The organism is Streptomyces sp. NPDC026522 (genome assembly GCF_055567555.1).
Genome location: NZ_JBVHQF010000004.1, coordinates 145,888 through 161,146, shown reverse-complemented (window position 1 = coordinate 161,146; position 15,259 = coordinate 145,888). Strand labels below are relative to the sequence as shown.

The window sequence follows — 15,259 nt, the reverse complement described above, 5'->3', positions numbered from 1 at the left end:
GCGTCGGCCCTCCGCCGCCCGGCCGGGGCTACGGCAGGCGTCGGACCTTGACCGCGTTGTCCGTGCGGGGGCCCGGCCGGCCGTCGGGGCGGGTCTGGATCCGCTCGTGTTCCTCCGCGAGCAGCACCTCCCACCGGCCGTCCGGCAGCTCCAGCTGCGCCACGACCTCGTCCGGGGTCGGGAAGTGCACCGAGTGGTCGGGGTGGTCGTGCCAGGACGGCCAGCCCGCGTGACCGACCACCAGCAGGATGCCGCCCGGGGCCACGGCGGCGGCCGCCCGGCGCAGGACCCGCTCGCGCGGGAAGTCCCCGTACGTGTGCAGGAAGCAGGCGGAGACCAGGTCGAACTCCCCCTCCGGGAAGGACACGGCGAGGTCGTGGCGCTGCCAGTCGACCCGGTCGCCGACCCCGGCCTCCTTCGCGTGGGCCGCCGCGCGTTCCAGCGCGACGCCGGAGATGTCGGTCGCGGTGACCCGCCAGCCCTGCCGGGCCAGCCACACGGCGTCGGCGCCCTCGCCGCAGCCGAGGTCCAGTGCGCGGCCCGGGGCGAGCCCCTCGGCCTCCCGGACCAGGACGGCGTTGGCGTTGCCGCTCCAGACACGGCCGCTCTCGCGGTAGCGGGAGTCCCAGTACTCCTCGCCGCCCTCGGGGACGGTGTGCGCGCCGTGTTCGGTGTGCGCGGTTTCTTCGGGCATCGGGGTCTCTCTTCCTGTGCGGTGACCGGTCCGCCGATGGTCGGCCCGGCCGCCGGGGGAGGGCAAACAACCTTGCCGTTCCGGCAAAGGCCGGCCCCGCGCTCCGCTCCCCGCCCCCGGCCGGCCCGGCCGTCAGGCGCCGTCCGCCGCCGGGGGTTCCGCGATCAGGGCCGTCCCGACCCGGCGGAAGCCGGCCCGGCCGTAGATCCGGGCCACGTCCTCGTCGCCCGCCGAGAGGAACACCGTACGTATGCCCCGCGCGAGCGCCTCGGCGACCAGGGCCGCCGTCACCGCGAGGGCCAGCCCCTGGCGGCGGGCCGCCGGGAGGGTGCCGACCCCGACGATCTCGGCCACGTCGCCGACCGGGTTGTACTGGCCGGAGCACAGCACCACGCCGTCCCGCACCGCGGCGGCCAGCACGGTGCGGCCCGACGCGATCTTCTCCGCGATCGAGGCGCGGCTCACCTCCACCGCCGGATCCACGGCAGCCGCGGCGAGTTCCGCCGGGCCGGCCGCGCCCAGGGCCGTCCCCGGTGCCGCGAAGGCCAGCATCGGCACCGTCACGGCGGTGGCCAGCAGGGGGTCATCGGCGCCGAGCACCCGAGCCGCCCCCGGCTGCGGCGGGAGCGGCTCGGAAGTGTCCAGGACCATGAGCGGGTGGGCGTGCACATGCAGCCCGGAGGCCTCCACCGAGGCGCGGAGGGAGGGGCTGTTTTCGGCCACCCATTCGAAGGACTCGGGCACTCCCAGCTCCCGCTGGCGGGCCAGTACCCGTTCGACGTCGGCCACGGAGGCGCCGGCGCCGCCGAGCGTGGGCCGCGCGTAGTACTGCCAGCCCGCGCCCTCCTGGACGAACAGGGTCAGCGGACCGAAATCCTCCGCCCGGGCGCCGCCCGCGCGCGGCGCCGCGTCGTAGTACCGCTCCAGCGAAGTCAAGATCGTTTGTGTGGTCATCCGGTCATCCAAGCAAAGCCCCGGCTACCGGTCATCCGACTTTCGGCGCGGCACCGTCACGCAGTTACGCGCCCTCCTTGAGCACCCGGGTGATCAGGCTCCGCTGGGCCTCCGACAGGTACGGCTCCGCGCAGGACACGGTGCGCCCGTCCACCGTGATCCGGTACGAGAACCCGTCCCGTACCCGGTCCGGCCCGTGCCCCGGCGGACCGGGCCGCAGTGCGAGCAGCGCCAGTGCCCGCCACTCGTTCTCGTCCGGCCGGCCCGCTGTGTCCACCTCGGCCCGGCGCTCGATGCCCGCGAAGCCGCCCGTCCGTACCACCAGAATCCGCATTCCGGGCTTCTACCCCAGGCCGACCGCCGACCACGCCTTCTGCATGGCCTGGTGCTCCGCGCCGCCTTCCCCGTACCGGGCGACGGCCGCCGCCACCGAGAGCCGGGCGAAGTCCGCGAAGCCGGCGTCGGAGGCGAGTTCGCCGCCGGTCAGCGTGTCGTACCAGATCCGCCCGGCCCGCTCCCAGGCCTTGCCGCCCAGTTCGCTCGCCACGATGTAGAACGCGTGGTTGGGGATGCCGGAGTTGATGTGCACGCCGCCGTTGTCGCCGTGCGTGCTGACGTAGCCGTCCATCGTCGCGGGCTGCGGGTCCTTGCCGAGTTCGTCGTCGTCGTACGCGGTCCCCGGCGCCTTCATCGAGCGCAGGGCGACCCCGGTGACGTTCGGCCCGAGCAGGCCGGCGCCGATCAGCCAGTCCGCCTGGTCGGCGGTCTGCCCGAGCGAGTACTGCTTGATCAGCGAGCCGAACACGTCCGACATCGACTCGTTCAGCGCGCCCGACTGGCCCCGGTACTCCAGGTTGGCCGTGTACTGGGTGACGCCGTGGGTCAGCTCGTGTCCGATCACGTCCACGGCCACCGTGAAGTCGAGGAAGAGGTCGCCGTCACCGTCACCGAAGACCATCTGGCGGCCGTCCCAGAAGGCGTTGTCGTAGTCCTGGCCGTAGTGGACGCTCGCGTCCAGCGCCAGGCCCGCGTCGTCGATCGAGTGGCGTCCGAACCCCTTGAGGAACAGTTCGTACGTGGCTCCGAGCCCGGCGTAGGCGCGGTTGACGCTCGCGTCGCCGGTCGGCTCGTCGCCCTCGGCGCGCACCTTCGTGCCCGGCAGCCGGGTGCGGTGTCCGGCGTCGTACACCGTCCGTTCGGGCTCGTCGGAGACGGGAGTGCCGAGCGAGGGGGCGATGCCCCGGACGGTGGTGACCCGGCGGCGGGTGCGCAGCGCGGCGTCGTGTTCGAGGGTCCGCTGGGCGGTGTCGGCGCGGCGGGTGTCCTGGGACCGGGCGATCCGGTCCAGGAGGTGGGGCGGCACGACCGTGCAGAAGACGGGGTGGGCGGGGCGAAGAGTGGCATCCATGTGCGCAATGTGGCAGTGCGTAACGAACCTGTCACTAATCGCGACCATGATTCATTCGGTTGTCTGAAAGCCGTCGCACCGCGTTGACGGATCGGCCGGACATTCCGCGCGTACGCAGTTCCATAAGGAGTCTTAACTCACAAAGGGGTACAAAACGGACCAGGGGGTCTTGCATACTGAAACAGGTCCTCGCATCACGGCGCGGCTCCGCTAGGCTCGGCCCATCATGCGTTTCGGGCTGCTTCTCCTTAGCTGCCGCGGCGAGGGTCTGTAGTCGTAGGCCGGCCCCCTCCCCGCGGAGTCTGGTGTTGCGGATTTACGACCGCCGTCGGCCGTCCCAGCGAACTACACGCGGACACGCGAGGAGCCCCACGCCATGAGTCAGCACACTTTCGCAGGTCGCCCCACGCCCATCACGAACGCGACCCATACGCAGAAGCCGTCCGGGATGCCCATCCACAAGTACGGCTTCTACGAGCAGGTGGAGATCCCGGACCGCACCTGGCCGGACGCCCGTGTCACCAAGGCCCCCCGCTGGCTGTCCACCGACCTGCGGGACGGCAACCAGTCGCTGATCGACCCGATGACCCCCGCCCGCAAGCGCGAGATGTTCGACCTGCTGGTGCGCATGGGCTACAAGGAGATCGAGGTCGGCTTCCCCTCCTCCGGTGAGACGGACTTCGCCTTCGTCCGCTCCATCATCGAAGAGGGCGCGATCCCCGACGACGTCACCATCTCCGTACTGACGCAGGCCCGCGAGGACCTGATCGAGCGGACCGTGGAGTCGCTGGTCGGCGCCAAGCGCGCCACCGTGCACCTGTACAACGCGACCGCCCCGACCTTCCGCCGGGTCGTCTTCCGCGGCTCCAAGGAGCAGATCAAGCAGATCGCCGTCGACGGCACCCGCCTGGTCATGGAGTACGCCGACAAGCTGCTGGGCCCCGAGACCGTCTTCGGCTACCAGTACAGCCCCGAGATCTTCACCGACACCGAGCTGGACTTCGCCCTGGAGGTCTGCGAGGCCGTCTGCGACGTGTGGCAGCCCGGCGAGGGCCGCGAGATCATCCTGAACCTGCCCGCCACGGTGGAGCGCTCGACGCCGTCCACCCACGCGGACCGCTTCGAGTGGATGGCCCGCAACCTGACCCGCCGCGAGCACATCTGCATCTCCGTACACCCCCACAACGACCGCGGCACCGCCGTCGCCGCCGCCGAACTGGCCCTGATGGCCGGCGCCGACCGCATCGAGGGCTGCCTGTTCGGGCAGGGCGAGCGCACCGGCAACGTCGACCTGATCACGCTGGGCATGAACCTGTTCTCGCAGGGCATCGACCCGCAGATCGACTTCTCGCAGATCGACGAGATCCGCCGCACCAGCGAATACTGCAACCAGATGGAGGTCCACCCGCGCCACCCCTACGCGGGCGACCTGGTCTACACCGCCTTCTCCGGCTCCCACCAGGACGCCATCAAGAAGGGCTTCGACGCCATGGAGGCCGACGCGGCCGCCCAGGGCAAGACCGTGGACGACATCGAGTGGGCCGTGCCGTACCTGCCGATCGACCCGAAGGACGTCGGCCGCTCCTACGAGGCGGTCATCCGGGTCAACTCGCAGTCCGGCAAGGGCGGCATCGCGTACGTCCTGAAGAACGACCACAAGCTGGACCTGCCGCGCCGCATGCAGATCGAGTTCTCCCGGATCATCCAGGCCAAGACCGACGCCGAGGGCGGCGAGGTCACGCCGAAGGCGATCTGGAACGTCTTCCAGGACGAGTACCTGCCCAACCCCGAGAACCCGTGGGGCCGCATCCAGCTGCGCTCCGGCTCGACCGCCACCGACAAGGACGGCACCGACACGCTGACCGTCGAGGCGGTGGTGGACGGCGCCGAGACCGTCCTGACCGGCACCGGCAACGGTCCGATCTCGGCCTTCTTCGACGCGCTGGCCGGCATCGGCGTCGACGCCCGCCTGCTGGACTACACCGAGCACACGATGAGCGAGGGCGCCTCCGCCGTCGCCGCCTCGTACATCGAGTGCGCGATCGACGGCCGCGTCCTGTGGGGCATCGGCATCGACGCGAACACCACCCGCGCCTCGCTGAAGGCCGTCATCTCCGCCGTCAACCGCGCGGGGCGCTGATCCCACCGGCTGTCCGCGCCGAACCCCGCACCTCCCCGAGGGGGTGCGGGGTTCCGCTTCTCCCGGGCCCGGCCGCGCCCCTGGCGCGCCTCACGGCGGGGGCGCAGACCGGCCAACTCCGGTTCCGGGGCCAGGTTGTCTTGTCACACGACTGACACACACTCACGGATGTGGCTAACATCACGCCAACCCGGCGATGGTGCCATGGGGTCCGTATACGGAGGTGCGACGTGCTGCCAGTTCGGGGTGGGGACGGCCGGAAGCTGACCGTATGGGGCATCCGTACCACCTGGAGCACCGTGGCCGACGGGGAGTTCTTCTGCCCCGGCTGCGGCGGTGACCGCAACTACCGCCGGCGCACCGGACGGCGCCGGTTCGCGGTCCTCGGCGTGCCGCTGCTGCCCCGCGGGTCCGCGGGGCCGGTGGTCGAGTGCCAGGCCTGCAAGGCGCGCTTCGACACCGATGTGCTGGACCACCTGACCACCACCCGGTTCTCGGCGATGCTGCGCGACGCCGTGCACACCGTCTCGCTGGCCGTCCTCGCCGCCGGCGGGACCGCCTCGCGCAGCGCCCTGGAGGCGGCCGCCGGCGCCGTACGGGGCGCCGGGTTCCAGGACTGCACCGAGGAGCAGCTGGAGTCCCTGGTGGACGCCCTCGCGACCGACGAGGGCCGGCTGGGCCTGTACGACGGACCGGAGTGCCGCGGGGCCGCGCTGTCGATAGAGCTCCACGAGGCGCTGGAACCGCTCGCGCCGCACCTGGCCGGACCGGGACGGGCGTCGCTGCTGCTGCAAGGCGCCCGGATCGCCCTCGCCGACGGACCGTACATCCCGGCCGAGCGCGAGGTGCTGGCCACCGTGGGCGCGGCGCTGCGGATGGACGCCGATGAGGTCACCCGGCTGCTCTCGGCGGTCCGCGCCCCGTAACGATCCGGCCACGCGAGGCCGGACCGGCCCCTCCGTCATCCGTGTCACGGACGGAGGGGCCTTACCGTCCGGGGCGGTGCGTCCACCCCTCGGACGGCTTTGACGACACGCCCGGCGGTGGGCGTGATGGTGCCTGCGCAACGCTGCGCCGCAGGTCGGAGTGGGTGCGCAGGGCAGGCGGGCGCGGCGCCGGGCACGTTCGCGGGCCGTCGCCCTTATGCCTGCCGGCCGCATGTGCGCCAGTGGAGGAACCTCTAAATCGGGCGCCCCAGAACGTCAACACTTTGTCGAAGTCGACGATATCTGTGAGCGCGCCCACAGGCGTTCAATTCCGGTCACACGACGAGACGCCGCCGGTAACACAGCGGGGCTTCGATTCACGTGAACTCCACTGCAACCCCGCCGGATCAACGGAGCCCAGCACGCGCTGGGGGAGACCACTCCGGCCGGGGACAACCAGATCTCCTCTCACTTACCTACCTTGAAGGGCAAGGCAGAGATGGCACGTGTCGCCGCCCGGCTTTCCGCCGCCGGAGAGCAGAGCACGCACCCGGTCGACGAGGTGCTCCCCCTCCCCAAGCTCGCGCTGTACGGCTTCCAGCACGTACTCGCCTTCTACGCCGGCGCGGTGATCGTTCCGATCCTCGTCGGCAGTGCGCTCAAGCTGAGTCCGCATGACCTGATCTACCTGATCAACGCGGACCTCTTCACCTGCGGAATCGCCTCGATCATCCAGGCGTGGGGCATCGGCCGGGTCGGCGCCCGGCTGCCGATCATCCAGGGCGTCACCTTCACCGCCGTCTCGCCGATGATCGCGATAGGCCTCGGGGCGGGCGGCGGGACGGCCGCCCTGCTGGTCATCTACGGCGCCGTCATCACGGCCGGTCTCGCCACGTTCGCCTTCGCCTGGATGCCCGCCCGGGTCTTCCGCGTGGTGATGTCGCTGTTCCCGCCGGTCGTCACCGGTACGGTCATCACCATCCTCGGCGTCGTCCTGCTCCCGGTCGCCCTCAAGGACGCCGTCGGCGGCGCACCGCTCGTCGGCGACGGCGGAGACCCGCGGCAACTGGCCTACGCGGTCGGCACGATGCTCTTCGTCCTGGTGGTCATGCGGCTGCGCCGGCCCTTCCTGTCCAGCATCGCGGTCCTGCTGGGCCTGGTGGCCGGCACCCTGCTCGCCTTCGTCCTCGGCGACGCGAAGCTCGACGCGGTCAAGACCTCCGACTGGGTCGGGGTGACCACCCCCTTCCACTTCGGCGCCCCCAAGTTCGAGTGGTTCCCGATCTTCCTGATGCTGATCGTCATGCTGATCACCATGGTGGAGACCACCGGTGACACCTACGCCATCGGCGAGATCGTCGGCAAGGACATCGACAGCGAGACCGTGGCCCGCGCCCTGCGCGCCGACGGAGCCGCCACGGCCATCGGCGGTCTGCTCAACTCCTTCCCGTACGTGGCCTTCGCGGAGAACGTCGGCCTGGTCCGGGTCACCAAGGTCAAGAGCCGGTTCGTGGTGGTCGCGGCCGGCGTCATCATGATCGTGCTGGGCCTGTTGCCGAAGGCGGCCGCCGTGGTCGCCGCGATCCCGCCCGGGGTACTGGGCGGCGCCGCCACCGTGATGTTCGGCATGGTCGCGCTGGCCGGCATCCAGACGCTGGGCAAGGTGGAGCTGCGGGAGGAGAAGAACGCGCTCATCGTCGGCGTCTCCCTGGCCTTCGCCCTCTTCCCGGCCACCGTCCCGGCCTACTTCGACAAGCACCTGAGCGCGGACCTGTCCTCGCTGCTCAACAGTGGTGTCACGCTCGGTGCCACGGCGGCGATCGTCCTGAACCTGCTCTTCAACGGCCTGGCCAAGGGGGACGCGCACAACGTCCCGCAGCTCGCCCTGCCGGCCCAGGCGGCGGCGGACGGGGCCGACGCCCGGGCGGCCGACGCGCAGACCGTGCCCGAGGCCGGCGCCGGAACTACGCCGCGGGCCGCTGCGGACACCGGTGCCGATGACCACGCCGGCGCCGCGGCCGGCGCGGAAGCGGAAACGGAAGCGGAAACGGAAGCGGAGCCCGGATCCCGCCCCGCGGCGGAGCCCGAGGCGGTTGAGGAGAAGAAGCCGGTACGGGCCGTCGCCGCCGCGGACCCGGCGGACGAGGCGGCCGCCCCCGCCTCCTGATCCTCCCCGAAGACCGAGGGCCTCCTCTTCCCCCCCGGAGGAGGCCCTCACCGTCTTTCCCGGCGGCCCCGAGCGGGTCCCCGCACAGGGGACAATGGGTCCATGAGTCTGTTCCGCGACGACGGCATCGTGCTGCGCACCCAGAAGCTGGGTGAGGCGGACCGCATCATCACCCTCCTGACCCGGGGCCACGGCCGGGTCCGGGCCGTCGCGCGCGGAGTGCGGCGTACGAAGTCCAAGTTCGGCGCCCGGCTGGAACCTTTCTCCCACGCCGACGTGCAGTTCTTCGCCCGCGGCAGCGACCTGGTCGGCCGCAGCCTGCCGCTGTGCACTCAGACCGAGATCATCGCCCCGTACGGCAACGGCATCGTCACCGACTACGCCCGCTATACCGCCGGCACCGCGATGCTGGAGACCGCCGAGCGCTTCACCGAGAACGAGGGCGAGCCGGCCGTACAGCAGTACCTGCTGCTCGTCGGCGCCCTGCGCACCCTCTCGCGCGGCGAACACGAGCCGCACCTCATCCTGGATGCCTTCCTACTGCGCTCGCTGGCCGTCAACGGCTACGCGCCGAGCTTCGAGGACTGCGCGAAGTGCGGTATCCACGGCCCCAACCGGCACTTCTCCGTCGCCGCGGGCGGGGTGATATGCGGGGACTGCCGGGTGCCCGGCAGCGTCGTACCCTCGTCGGAGGCCATCGCCTTGCTCAGCGCGCTGCTGACGGGCGACTGGGGCCACGCGGACGCCTGCGAGGCGCGTCACGTGCGGGAGGGCAGCGGGCTGGTCTCGGCCTATTTGCACTGGCATCTGGAGCGCGGGCTACGCTCCCTGCGATACGTCGAGAAATAGGAGCTGGGCACATGGCACGACGCGGGATTCTGGGGCGCTCTCGCCGCGAGTACAAGGTTCCCGAGCCGCACCCGTCCGGTGAGCGCCCGCCGAAGATCCCCGGCGAGCTGATCCCGAACCACGTCGCCGTCGTCATGGACGGCAACGGCCGCTGGGCCAAGGAGCGCGGGCTGCCGCGCACCGAAGGCCACAAGGTGGGCGAGGGCGTCGTGCTCGACGTGCTCAAGGGCTGCCTGGAGATGGGCGTCAAGAACCTGTCCCTGTACGCCTTCTCGACGGAGAACTGGAAGCGCTCGCCCGACGAGGTCCGCTTCCTGATGAACTTCAACCGGGACGTCATCCGGCGCCGCCGGGACGAGATGAACGAGCTGGGCATCCGCATCCGCTGGGTCGGCCGGATGCCGAAGATGTGGAAGTCGGTGGTCCAGGAGCTGCAGATCGCGCAGGAGCAGACCGTCGACAACGACGCGATGACCCTGTACTTCTGCGTCAACTACGGCGGCCGCGCCGAGATCGCGGACGCGGCGCAGGCCATCGCCCGTGACGTCGCCGCGGGCAAGCTGGACCCCTCGAAGGTCAACGAGAAGACCTTCGCGAAGTACATCTACTACCCGGACATGCCCGACGTCGACCTGTTCCTGCGGCCGAGCGGCGAGCAGCGCACCTCCAACTACCTGATCTGGCAGAGCGCCTACGCCGAGATGGTCTTCCAGGACGTGCTGTGGCCGGACTTCGACCGCCGCGACCTGTGGCGGGCCTGCCTGGAGTACGCCCAGCGCGACCGCCGCTTCGGCGGCGCGGTCCCCAACCAGCCGGCCCCGAACACCCCCCGCTGACCCGAATCGCCCAGCCGACCAGCCGCCCGTAGGGTTCGCTGCCATGGACATAGCAGCAGATCGGGCGGTCGAGCTCGTTTTCCGGACCACCACGGCGGACGTCGCGGAGGCACTGCGCGCCCGGAGCACCCGCACCAGGTCGGGACGCCGTAGCCGATGGATGTTCCCCACGATGGGGACGGTGGCGGTGCTGTCCGCCGTCCTGCTGATCAGGCAGGGCGGCCACTTCCCCGGCGCGGTGGGCTTCCTCGTGGCCGGGCTGACGTTGTGGGTGATCGTGCTGTTCGGCCCCCGGCTCACCGCCCGTGCCTTCGGCGGGCTGTTGGAGAGGGCGGGGGAGACGCGGGCCGTCGTGGACGATTCCGGGGTCCGTGTGGCGACGGAGGTCACCGAGACCCGTGTCGGCTGGGCCGCGCATCCGACGTACGCGGAGACAGCCGGCCTGTTCGTCCTGCTCAGTGACGACAAACGCGCCGTGGCCTTCACCGTGCTGCCCAAGCGGGGCGCCCGGGTCCCGGCCGACATCGACCGGCTCCGGGCGATCCTCGACCGTAACCTGCGGCGGGTCTAGCCGACCGCGGCTAGCCGGCCGCCGCGCAGTCCGCGCAGGTGCCGAAGATCTCCACGGTGTGGGCGACGTTCACGTAGCCGTGTTCGGCGGCGATGGCCTCAGCCCACTTCTCCACGGCCGGGCCCTCGACCTCGACCGCCTTGCCGCACTTGCGGCACACCAGGTGGTGGTGGTGGTCACCCGTGGAGCAGCGCCGGTAGACGGATTCGCCGTCACTGGTGCGCAGCACGTCCACCTCGCCGGCGTCGGCGAGGGACTGGAGGGTGCGGTAGACGGTGGTCAGGCCCACGGAGTCACCGCGGTGCTTGAGCATGTCGTGCAGCTCCTGGGCACTGCGGAACTCGTCCACCTCGTCCAGTGCCGCTGCCACGGCGGCACGCTGCCGGGTGGATCGTCCTCGTACTGGCGCGGTCTCGCCAGGCGCAGTCGCCACCGGTTCCTCCTCGTGTCGGCCTCGCCCCATTGTGCCAGGCCGCCGAAGGGCTAGACCTTCACGTCGTCGCGTGTGCAGACCTCTTCGGCCAGCCGGGCCGCACGCGCGCGGCGCCGGGCCAGGGGGGTGGACAGGGCCGTCATGACCATGAAGACGCCGATGGCGAGCAGCACGATCGTGGCGCCCGACGGTACGTCGATGTAGTACGTCGCCGCCGTCCCGGTCAGGGACACGGTCAGACTGATCGCGATGGCCACGCCCAGCGTGGCGGCGAAGCCGCGCGTCAGCCGCTGCGCGGCGGCGACCGGGATCACCATCATGGCGCTGACCAGCAGCAGGCCGACGATGCGCATCGCGACGGTCACGGTGATCGCGGCGGTGACCGCGATCAGCAGGTTCAGGGCGCGCACCGGCAGGCCGGTGACCCGGGCGAACTCCTCGTCCTGGCAGACGGCGAAGAGCTGCCTGCGCAGACCGATGGTCACCGCGATCACGAACGCCGCCAGGATCACGACGGCGGTCACGTCCTGGGACGAGACCGTCGTGATCGAGCCGAACATGGCGCTGACCAGATTGGTCGTGGAACCGCCGGGAGCCATGTTGATGATCAGGACACCGCCCGCGAGCCCGCCGTAGAAGAGCATGGCGAGCGCGACGTCGCCGCTGGTCCTGCCGCGCGAGCGGATCATCTCCATGGCGACGGCGCCCAGCACGGCGACCAGCGTCGCCATCCACACCGGGCTGGTGTTGAGCAGGAAGCCGAGGGCGACGCCCGTCATCGCGACGTGGCCCAGGCCGTCGCCCATCACGGCCTGGCGGCGCTGGACCAGGTACGTGCCGATCGCGGGAGCGGTGATGCCGACCAGCGCGGCGGCGATGAGCGCCCGCACCATGAAGGGGTAGTGGAGGAGGTCCATCAGCTCAGCAGTCCCGTCCGCAGGGGCTCGGCGTCGTGCGCCGCATGGGGGTGTACGTGGTCGTGGCCGGGCAGCGCGTGCTGGCCGACGGCCTGCGGGGGCGGGCCGTCGTGCACGACGCAGCCGTCCCGCAGGACGACCGCCCGGTCGATCAGCGGCTCCAGGGCGCCCAGCTCGTGCAGGACGAGCAGTACGGTCGTGCCGGCGGCCACCTGGCCGCGCACGGCCTTGGCGAGGACCTCCTGGTTGACCAGGTCGACGCCGGCCATGGGCTCGTCCATGATCAGCAGTTCGGGTTCGACGGCGAGCGCCCGGGCGATGAGCACGCGCTGGTGCTGCCCGCCGGACAGGGCGTTGACGGAGGCGTCGGCGTACGTACCCATGTCGACGAGGTCCAGCGCGCGCTCCACGGCGAGCCGGTCGGCCTTGCGCAGGACGCCGAAGCGGGAGCGGGCCAGCCGGCCGGCGGAGACGACCTCCCGGACCGTGGCGGGGACGCCGCTGGCGGCGGTGGTGCGCTGCGGGACGTAGCCGATCCGCGACCACTGCCGGAAGCGCTTGAAGTCGGTACCGAAGAGCGAGAGCTCGCCGTCGGTGAGCGGGACCTGGCCTACGACGGCACGGACGGCCGTGGACTTGCCCGAGCCGTTGGCGCCGAGGAGGGCGACGACCTCGCCGCGGCGCACGGTGAGGTCGATCCCGCGCAGCACGGGGCGCGAGCCGAGCGAGGCCGTGGCCCCGCGCAGGGATATGACGGGCTGGTCGGCCGCCGATGCGGCTGTGCCGGACTCCATGGCTCGCGCCTCCGTTGCTGCTACTGCTGTCATTACTTGGCGCCCAGGGCCTTCTGCAGGTTCTTGAGGTTGGACCGCATGACCTCGAAGTAATCAGCGCCCTGCGACTTGTCGGTGATTCCCTCGAGGGGGTCGAGGACATCGGTCTTGAGGCCGGTGTCGGTGGCGAGGGTCTTGGCCGTCTTGTCGCTGGCCAGGGTCTCGAAGAATACGGTGGACACCTTGGCCTGCTCGGCGATGGCCTGGAGGTCCTTCATCCGGGCCGGGCTGGGCTCGGACTCGGGGTCGACGCCGGAGATGCCCTCCTGGTCGAGGCCGTAGCGCTCGGCGAGGTAGCCGAAGGCGGCGTGGGTGGTGATGAAGGTCTTGGAGGCGGTGTCGCCCAGGCCGTTCTTGTACTCGGTGTCCAGCGCGGTCAGCTTGGCGAGCAGCTCGTCGGTGTTCTTCCGGTAGTCGGCCGCGTGGTCGGGGTCGGCCTTCTGCAGCGCGGCGCCGAAGCCCTTGGCGATCTCGGCGTACTTGTTCGGGTCGAGCCAGACGTGCGGATCCGTGCCGGCCTCGCCCGCCTCGCCGCCGTCCTCGGCCGCGTGGTCGCCGTGGCTGGAGGCGGTGTGCTTCTCCAGCTTGGTCAGGGCGGCGGCGTCGACGGTGTTCTTCACGCCGGCCTGGGCCACCGCCTTGTCGACGGCGGGCTGGAGGGACTTGAGGTAGAGCACCACGTCGGATTCGCCGAGCTGGGCGGTCTGCTTCGGGGTGATCTCCAGGTCGTGCGGTTCGACGCCCGGCTTGGTCAGGGTGTCGACCTTGACGTGCTCCTTGCCGATCTGTTCGGCGAGGTACTGGAGTGGGTAGAACGACGCCATCACCGTCAGTTTGCCGTCCTTGCCACCACCCGCGGCGCTGGCGCCGGAACAGGCGGTGAGTGCCGTAGCGGCGAGGGCCACGGCTCCGGCGAGGGCGGCGTTCGGTATGAGGCGTCGTGCGTTCATGACATCCATTTTCATCAAAGATGGAAACGGTTGTCAAAAACCCTGGTGGGCGGGCTGCGGGAGGCCGTTGAAGGGGGTCCCGATTTGAAAGCGGGGGTGCGGGCGCCGGTAACCTAAAGGCTTCGCCGTTCGTCCTCGTAATGAAGAGAGCACCGTGGCCGCCGACAAGATCGAAACCATCGTCAGCCTGAGCAAGCGCCGTGGCTTCGTTTTCCCGTGCAGTGAGATCTACGGCGGCTCCAGGGCTGCCTGGGACTACGGCCCGCTCGGTGTCGAGCTCAAGGAGAACATCAAGCGTCAGTGGTGGAAGGCCATGGTCACCGGGCGTGAGGACATCGTCGGCCTCGACTCCTCCGTCATCCTGGCCCCCGAGGTCTGGCAGGCGTCCGGCCACGTCGCGACCTTCTCCGACCCGCTGACCGAGTGCACCTCCTGCCACAAGCGGCACCGCGCGGACCACCTGGAAGAGGCGTACGAGGCCAAGCACGGCCGCCTCCCCGCCAACGGCCTCGCCGACATCAACTGCCCCAACTGTGGTGTGAAGGGTCAGTTCACCGAGCCGAAGCAGTTCTCCGGCATGCTGGAGACCCACCTCGGCCCGACCCAGGACACCGGCTCCAAGGCGTACCTGCGCCCCGAGACCGCCCAGGGCATCTTCACCAACTTCGCCCAGGTGCAGACCACCTCGCGCAAGAAGCCGCCCTTCGGCATCGCGCAGATGGGCAAGTCCTTCCGCAACGAGATCACGCCCGGCAACTTCATCTTCCGCACCCGCGAGTTCGAGCAGATGGAGATGGAGTTCTTCGTCAAGCCGGGCGAGGACGAGCAGTGGCAGGAGTACTGGATGGCCGAGCGGTGGAACTGGTACCGCGACCTCGGCATCCGCGAGGAGAACATCCGCTGGTACGAGCACCCGAAGGAGAAGCTGTCCCACTACTCGAAGCGCACCGCCGACATCGAGTACCGCTTCAACTTCGGTGGCAATGAGTTCTCCGAGCTGGAGGGCGTGGCCAACCGTACCGACTACGACCTGAAGGCCCACTCCGCCGCCTCCGGCCAGGACCTGTCGTACTTCGACCAGGAGGCCGGCGAGCGCTACACCCCGTACGTCATCGAGCCGGCGGCCGGTGTCAACCGCGCCATGCTCGCCTTCATGCTCGACGCGTACAACGAGGACGAGGCCCCCAACGCCAAGGGCGTCATGGAGAAGCGCACGGTCATGCGCCTCGACCCGCGCCTGGCGCCCATCAAGGTCGCCGTCCTGCCGCTGTCCCGCAACCCGCAGCTGTCGCCGAAGGCCAAGGGCCTCGCCGCCGACCTGCGCAAGAACTGGAACATCGAGTTCGACGACGCGGGCGCGATCGGCCGCCGCTACCGCCGCCAGGACGAGATCGGTACGCCGTTCTGCGTGACCGTCGACTTCGACACCCTGGACGACAACGCGGTGACCGTGCGCGAGCGCGACACCATGAAGCAGGAGCGCGTCTCCCTGGACCAGATCCAGAGCTACCTCGGCAGCCGCCTGCTCGGCTGCTAGGTCCCGCCGGTACGACGGTGGCCCGGTACGCGTCCTGCGTACCG

General features: G+C 70.6%; 15 protein-coding genes. 7 read left to right on the top strand and 8 right to left on the bottom strand.

Annotation, left to right across the window (positions count from 1 at the left end; genetic code table 11):
- Window positions 1-28 precede the first annotated feature (28 nt).
- The 4 genes from ACZ4M3_RS12165 to ACZ4M3_RS12150 form a co-directional block, all read right to left on the bottom strand.
- Window positions 29-694: a class I SAM-dependent methyltransferase gene (locus tag ACZ4M3_RS12165; protein WP_467731606.1), complete on the bottom strand. Its 666-nt coding sequence runs from the start codon at window positions 692-694 to the stop codon at window positions 29-31.
- A 132-nt stretch (window positions 695-826) separates the two neighbouring features.
- A complete protein-coding gene (locus ACZ4M3_RS12160) occupies window positions 827-1,648 on the bottom strand; it encodes a GNAT family N-acetyltransferase (RefSeq protein ID WP_467731605.1) in 822 nt (273 codons plus the stop codon).
- A gap of 64 nt (window positions 1,649-1,712) precedes the next feature.
- The gene (locus tag ACZ4M3_RS12155; RefSeq protein WP_467731603.1) at window positions 1,713-1,982 is read right to left on the bottom strand and encodes a protealysin inhibitor emfourin; all 270 of its coding nucleotides are present in this window, start codon (window positions 1,980-1,982) and stop codon (window positions 1,713-1,715) included.
- A gap of 9 nt (window positions 1,983-1,991) precedes the next feature.
- A complete protein-coding gene (locus ACZ4M3_RS12150) occupies window positions 1,992-3,056 on the bottom strand; it encodes a M4 family metallopeptidase (RefSeq protein WP_467731601.1) in 1,065 nt (354 codons plus the stop codon).
- A 376-nt stretch (window positions 3,057-3,432) separates the two neighbouring features.
- Between ACZ4M3_RS12150 and leuA the strand changes: the two genes are divergently transcribed.
- The 6 genes from leuA to ACZ4M3_RS12120 all read left to right on the top strand — a co-directional run bounded on the left by leuA (window position 3,433) and on the right by ACZ4M3_RS12120 (window position 10,545).
- Window positions 3,433-5,196, top strand: a complete 1,764-nt coding sequence (gene leuA, locus ACZ4M3_RS12145) for a 2-isopropylmalate synthase (protein ID WP_467731599.1) — start codon at window positions 3,433-3,435, stop codon at window positions 5,194-5,196.
- Window positions 5,197-5,426: 230 nt separating this feature from the next.
- Window positions 5,427-6,122: a TerB family tellurite resistance protein gene (locus ACZ4M3_RS12140; RefSeq protein WP_467731597.1), complete on the top strand. Its 696-nt coding sequence runs from the start codon at window positions 5,427-5,429 to the stop codon at window positions 6,120-6,122.
- Window positions 6,123-6,621: 499 nt separating this feature from the next.
- Window positions 6,622-8,289: a nucleobase:cation symporter-2 family protein gene (locus tag ACZ4M3_RS12135; protein ID WP_467731595.1), complete on the top strand. Its 1,668-nt coding sequence runs from the start codon at window positions 6,622-6,624 to the stop codon at window positions 8,287-8,289.
- Window positions 8,290-8,391: 102 nt separating this feature from the next.
- On the top strand, window positions 8,392-9,138 hold the full coding sequence (recO, locus tag ACZ4M3_RS12130; protein WP_329195083.1) for a DNA repair protein RecO: 747 nt from the start codon (window positions 8,392-8,394) through the stop codon (window positions 9,136-9,138).
- 11 nt (window positions 9,139-9,149) lie between these two features.
- A complete protein-coding gene (locus ACZ4M3_RS12125) occupies window positions 9,150-9,974 on the top strand; it encodes an isoprenyl transferase (protein WP_467731593.1) in 825 nt (274 codons plus the stop codon).
- A gap of 43 nt (window positions 9,975-10,017) precedes the next feature.
- Entirely contained in the window at window positions 10,018-10,545 is a 528-nt protein-coding gene (locus ACZ4M3_RS12120) for a YcxB family protein (protein WP_467731591.1), read from the top strand.
- A gap of 10 nt (window positions 10,546-10,555) precedes the next feature.
- Here ACZ4M3_RS12120 and ACZ4M3_RS12115 read toward each other — a convergent pair whose 3' ends face one another.
- The 4 genes from ACZ4M3_RS12115 to ACZ4M3_RS12100 are packed head-to-tail and all read right to left on the bottom strand — an operon-like array spanning window position 10,556 to window position 13,678.
- Window positions 10,556-11,008, bottom strand: coding sequence for a Fur family transcriptional regulator (locus ACZ4M3_RS12115; protein ID WP_467731589.1), 453 nt, complete (start codon window positions 11,006-11,008; stop codon window positions 10,556-10,558).
- A 20-nt stretch (window positions 11,009-11,028) separates the two neighbouring features.
- Window positions 11,029-11,895, bottom strand: a complete 867-nt coding sequence (locus ACZ4M3_RS12110) for a metal ABC transporter permease (RefSeq protein ID WP_467731587.1) — start codon at window positions 11,893-11,895, stop codon at window positions 11,029-11,031.
- Window positions 11,895-12,689, bottom strand: a complete 795-nt coding sequence (locus ACZ4M3_RS12105; protein ID WP_467731585.1) for a metal ABC transporter ATP-binding protein — start codon at window positions 12,687-12,689, stop codon at window positions 11,895-11,897. The genes ACZ4M3_RS12110 and ACZ4M3_RS12105 overlap by 1 nt, the downstream gene beginning before the upstream one ends.
- 32 nt (window positions 12,690-12,721) lie before the next feature.
- Window positions 12,722-13,678, bottom strand: coding sequence for a metal ABC transporter substrate-binding protein (locus ACZ4M3_RS12100; RefSeq protein ID WP_467731583.1), 957 nt, complete (start codon window positions 13,676-13,678; stop codon window positions 12,722-12,724).
- 154 nt (window positions 13,679-13,832) lie between these two features.
- Between ACZ4M3_RS12100 and ACZ4M3_RS12095 the strand changes: the two genes are divergently transcribed.
- Window positions 13,833-15,215 carry a glycine--tRNA ligase gene (locus ACZ4M3_RS12095; RefSeq protein WP_453357712.1) on the top strand — a complete coding sequence of 461 codons (1,383 nt, stop codon included), beginning with the start codon at window positions 13,833-13,835 and terminating at the stop codon, window positions 15,213-15,215.
- The last annotated feature ends 44 nt before the right edge of the window (window positions 15,216-15,259 follow it).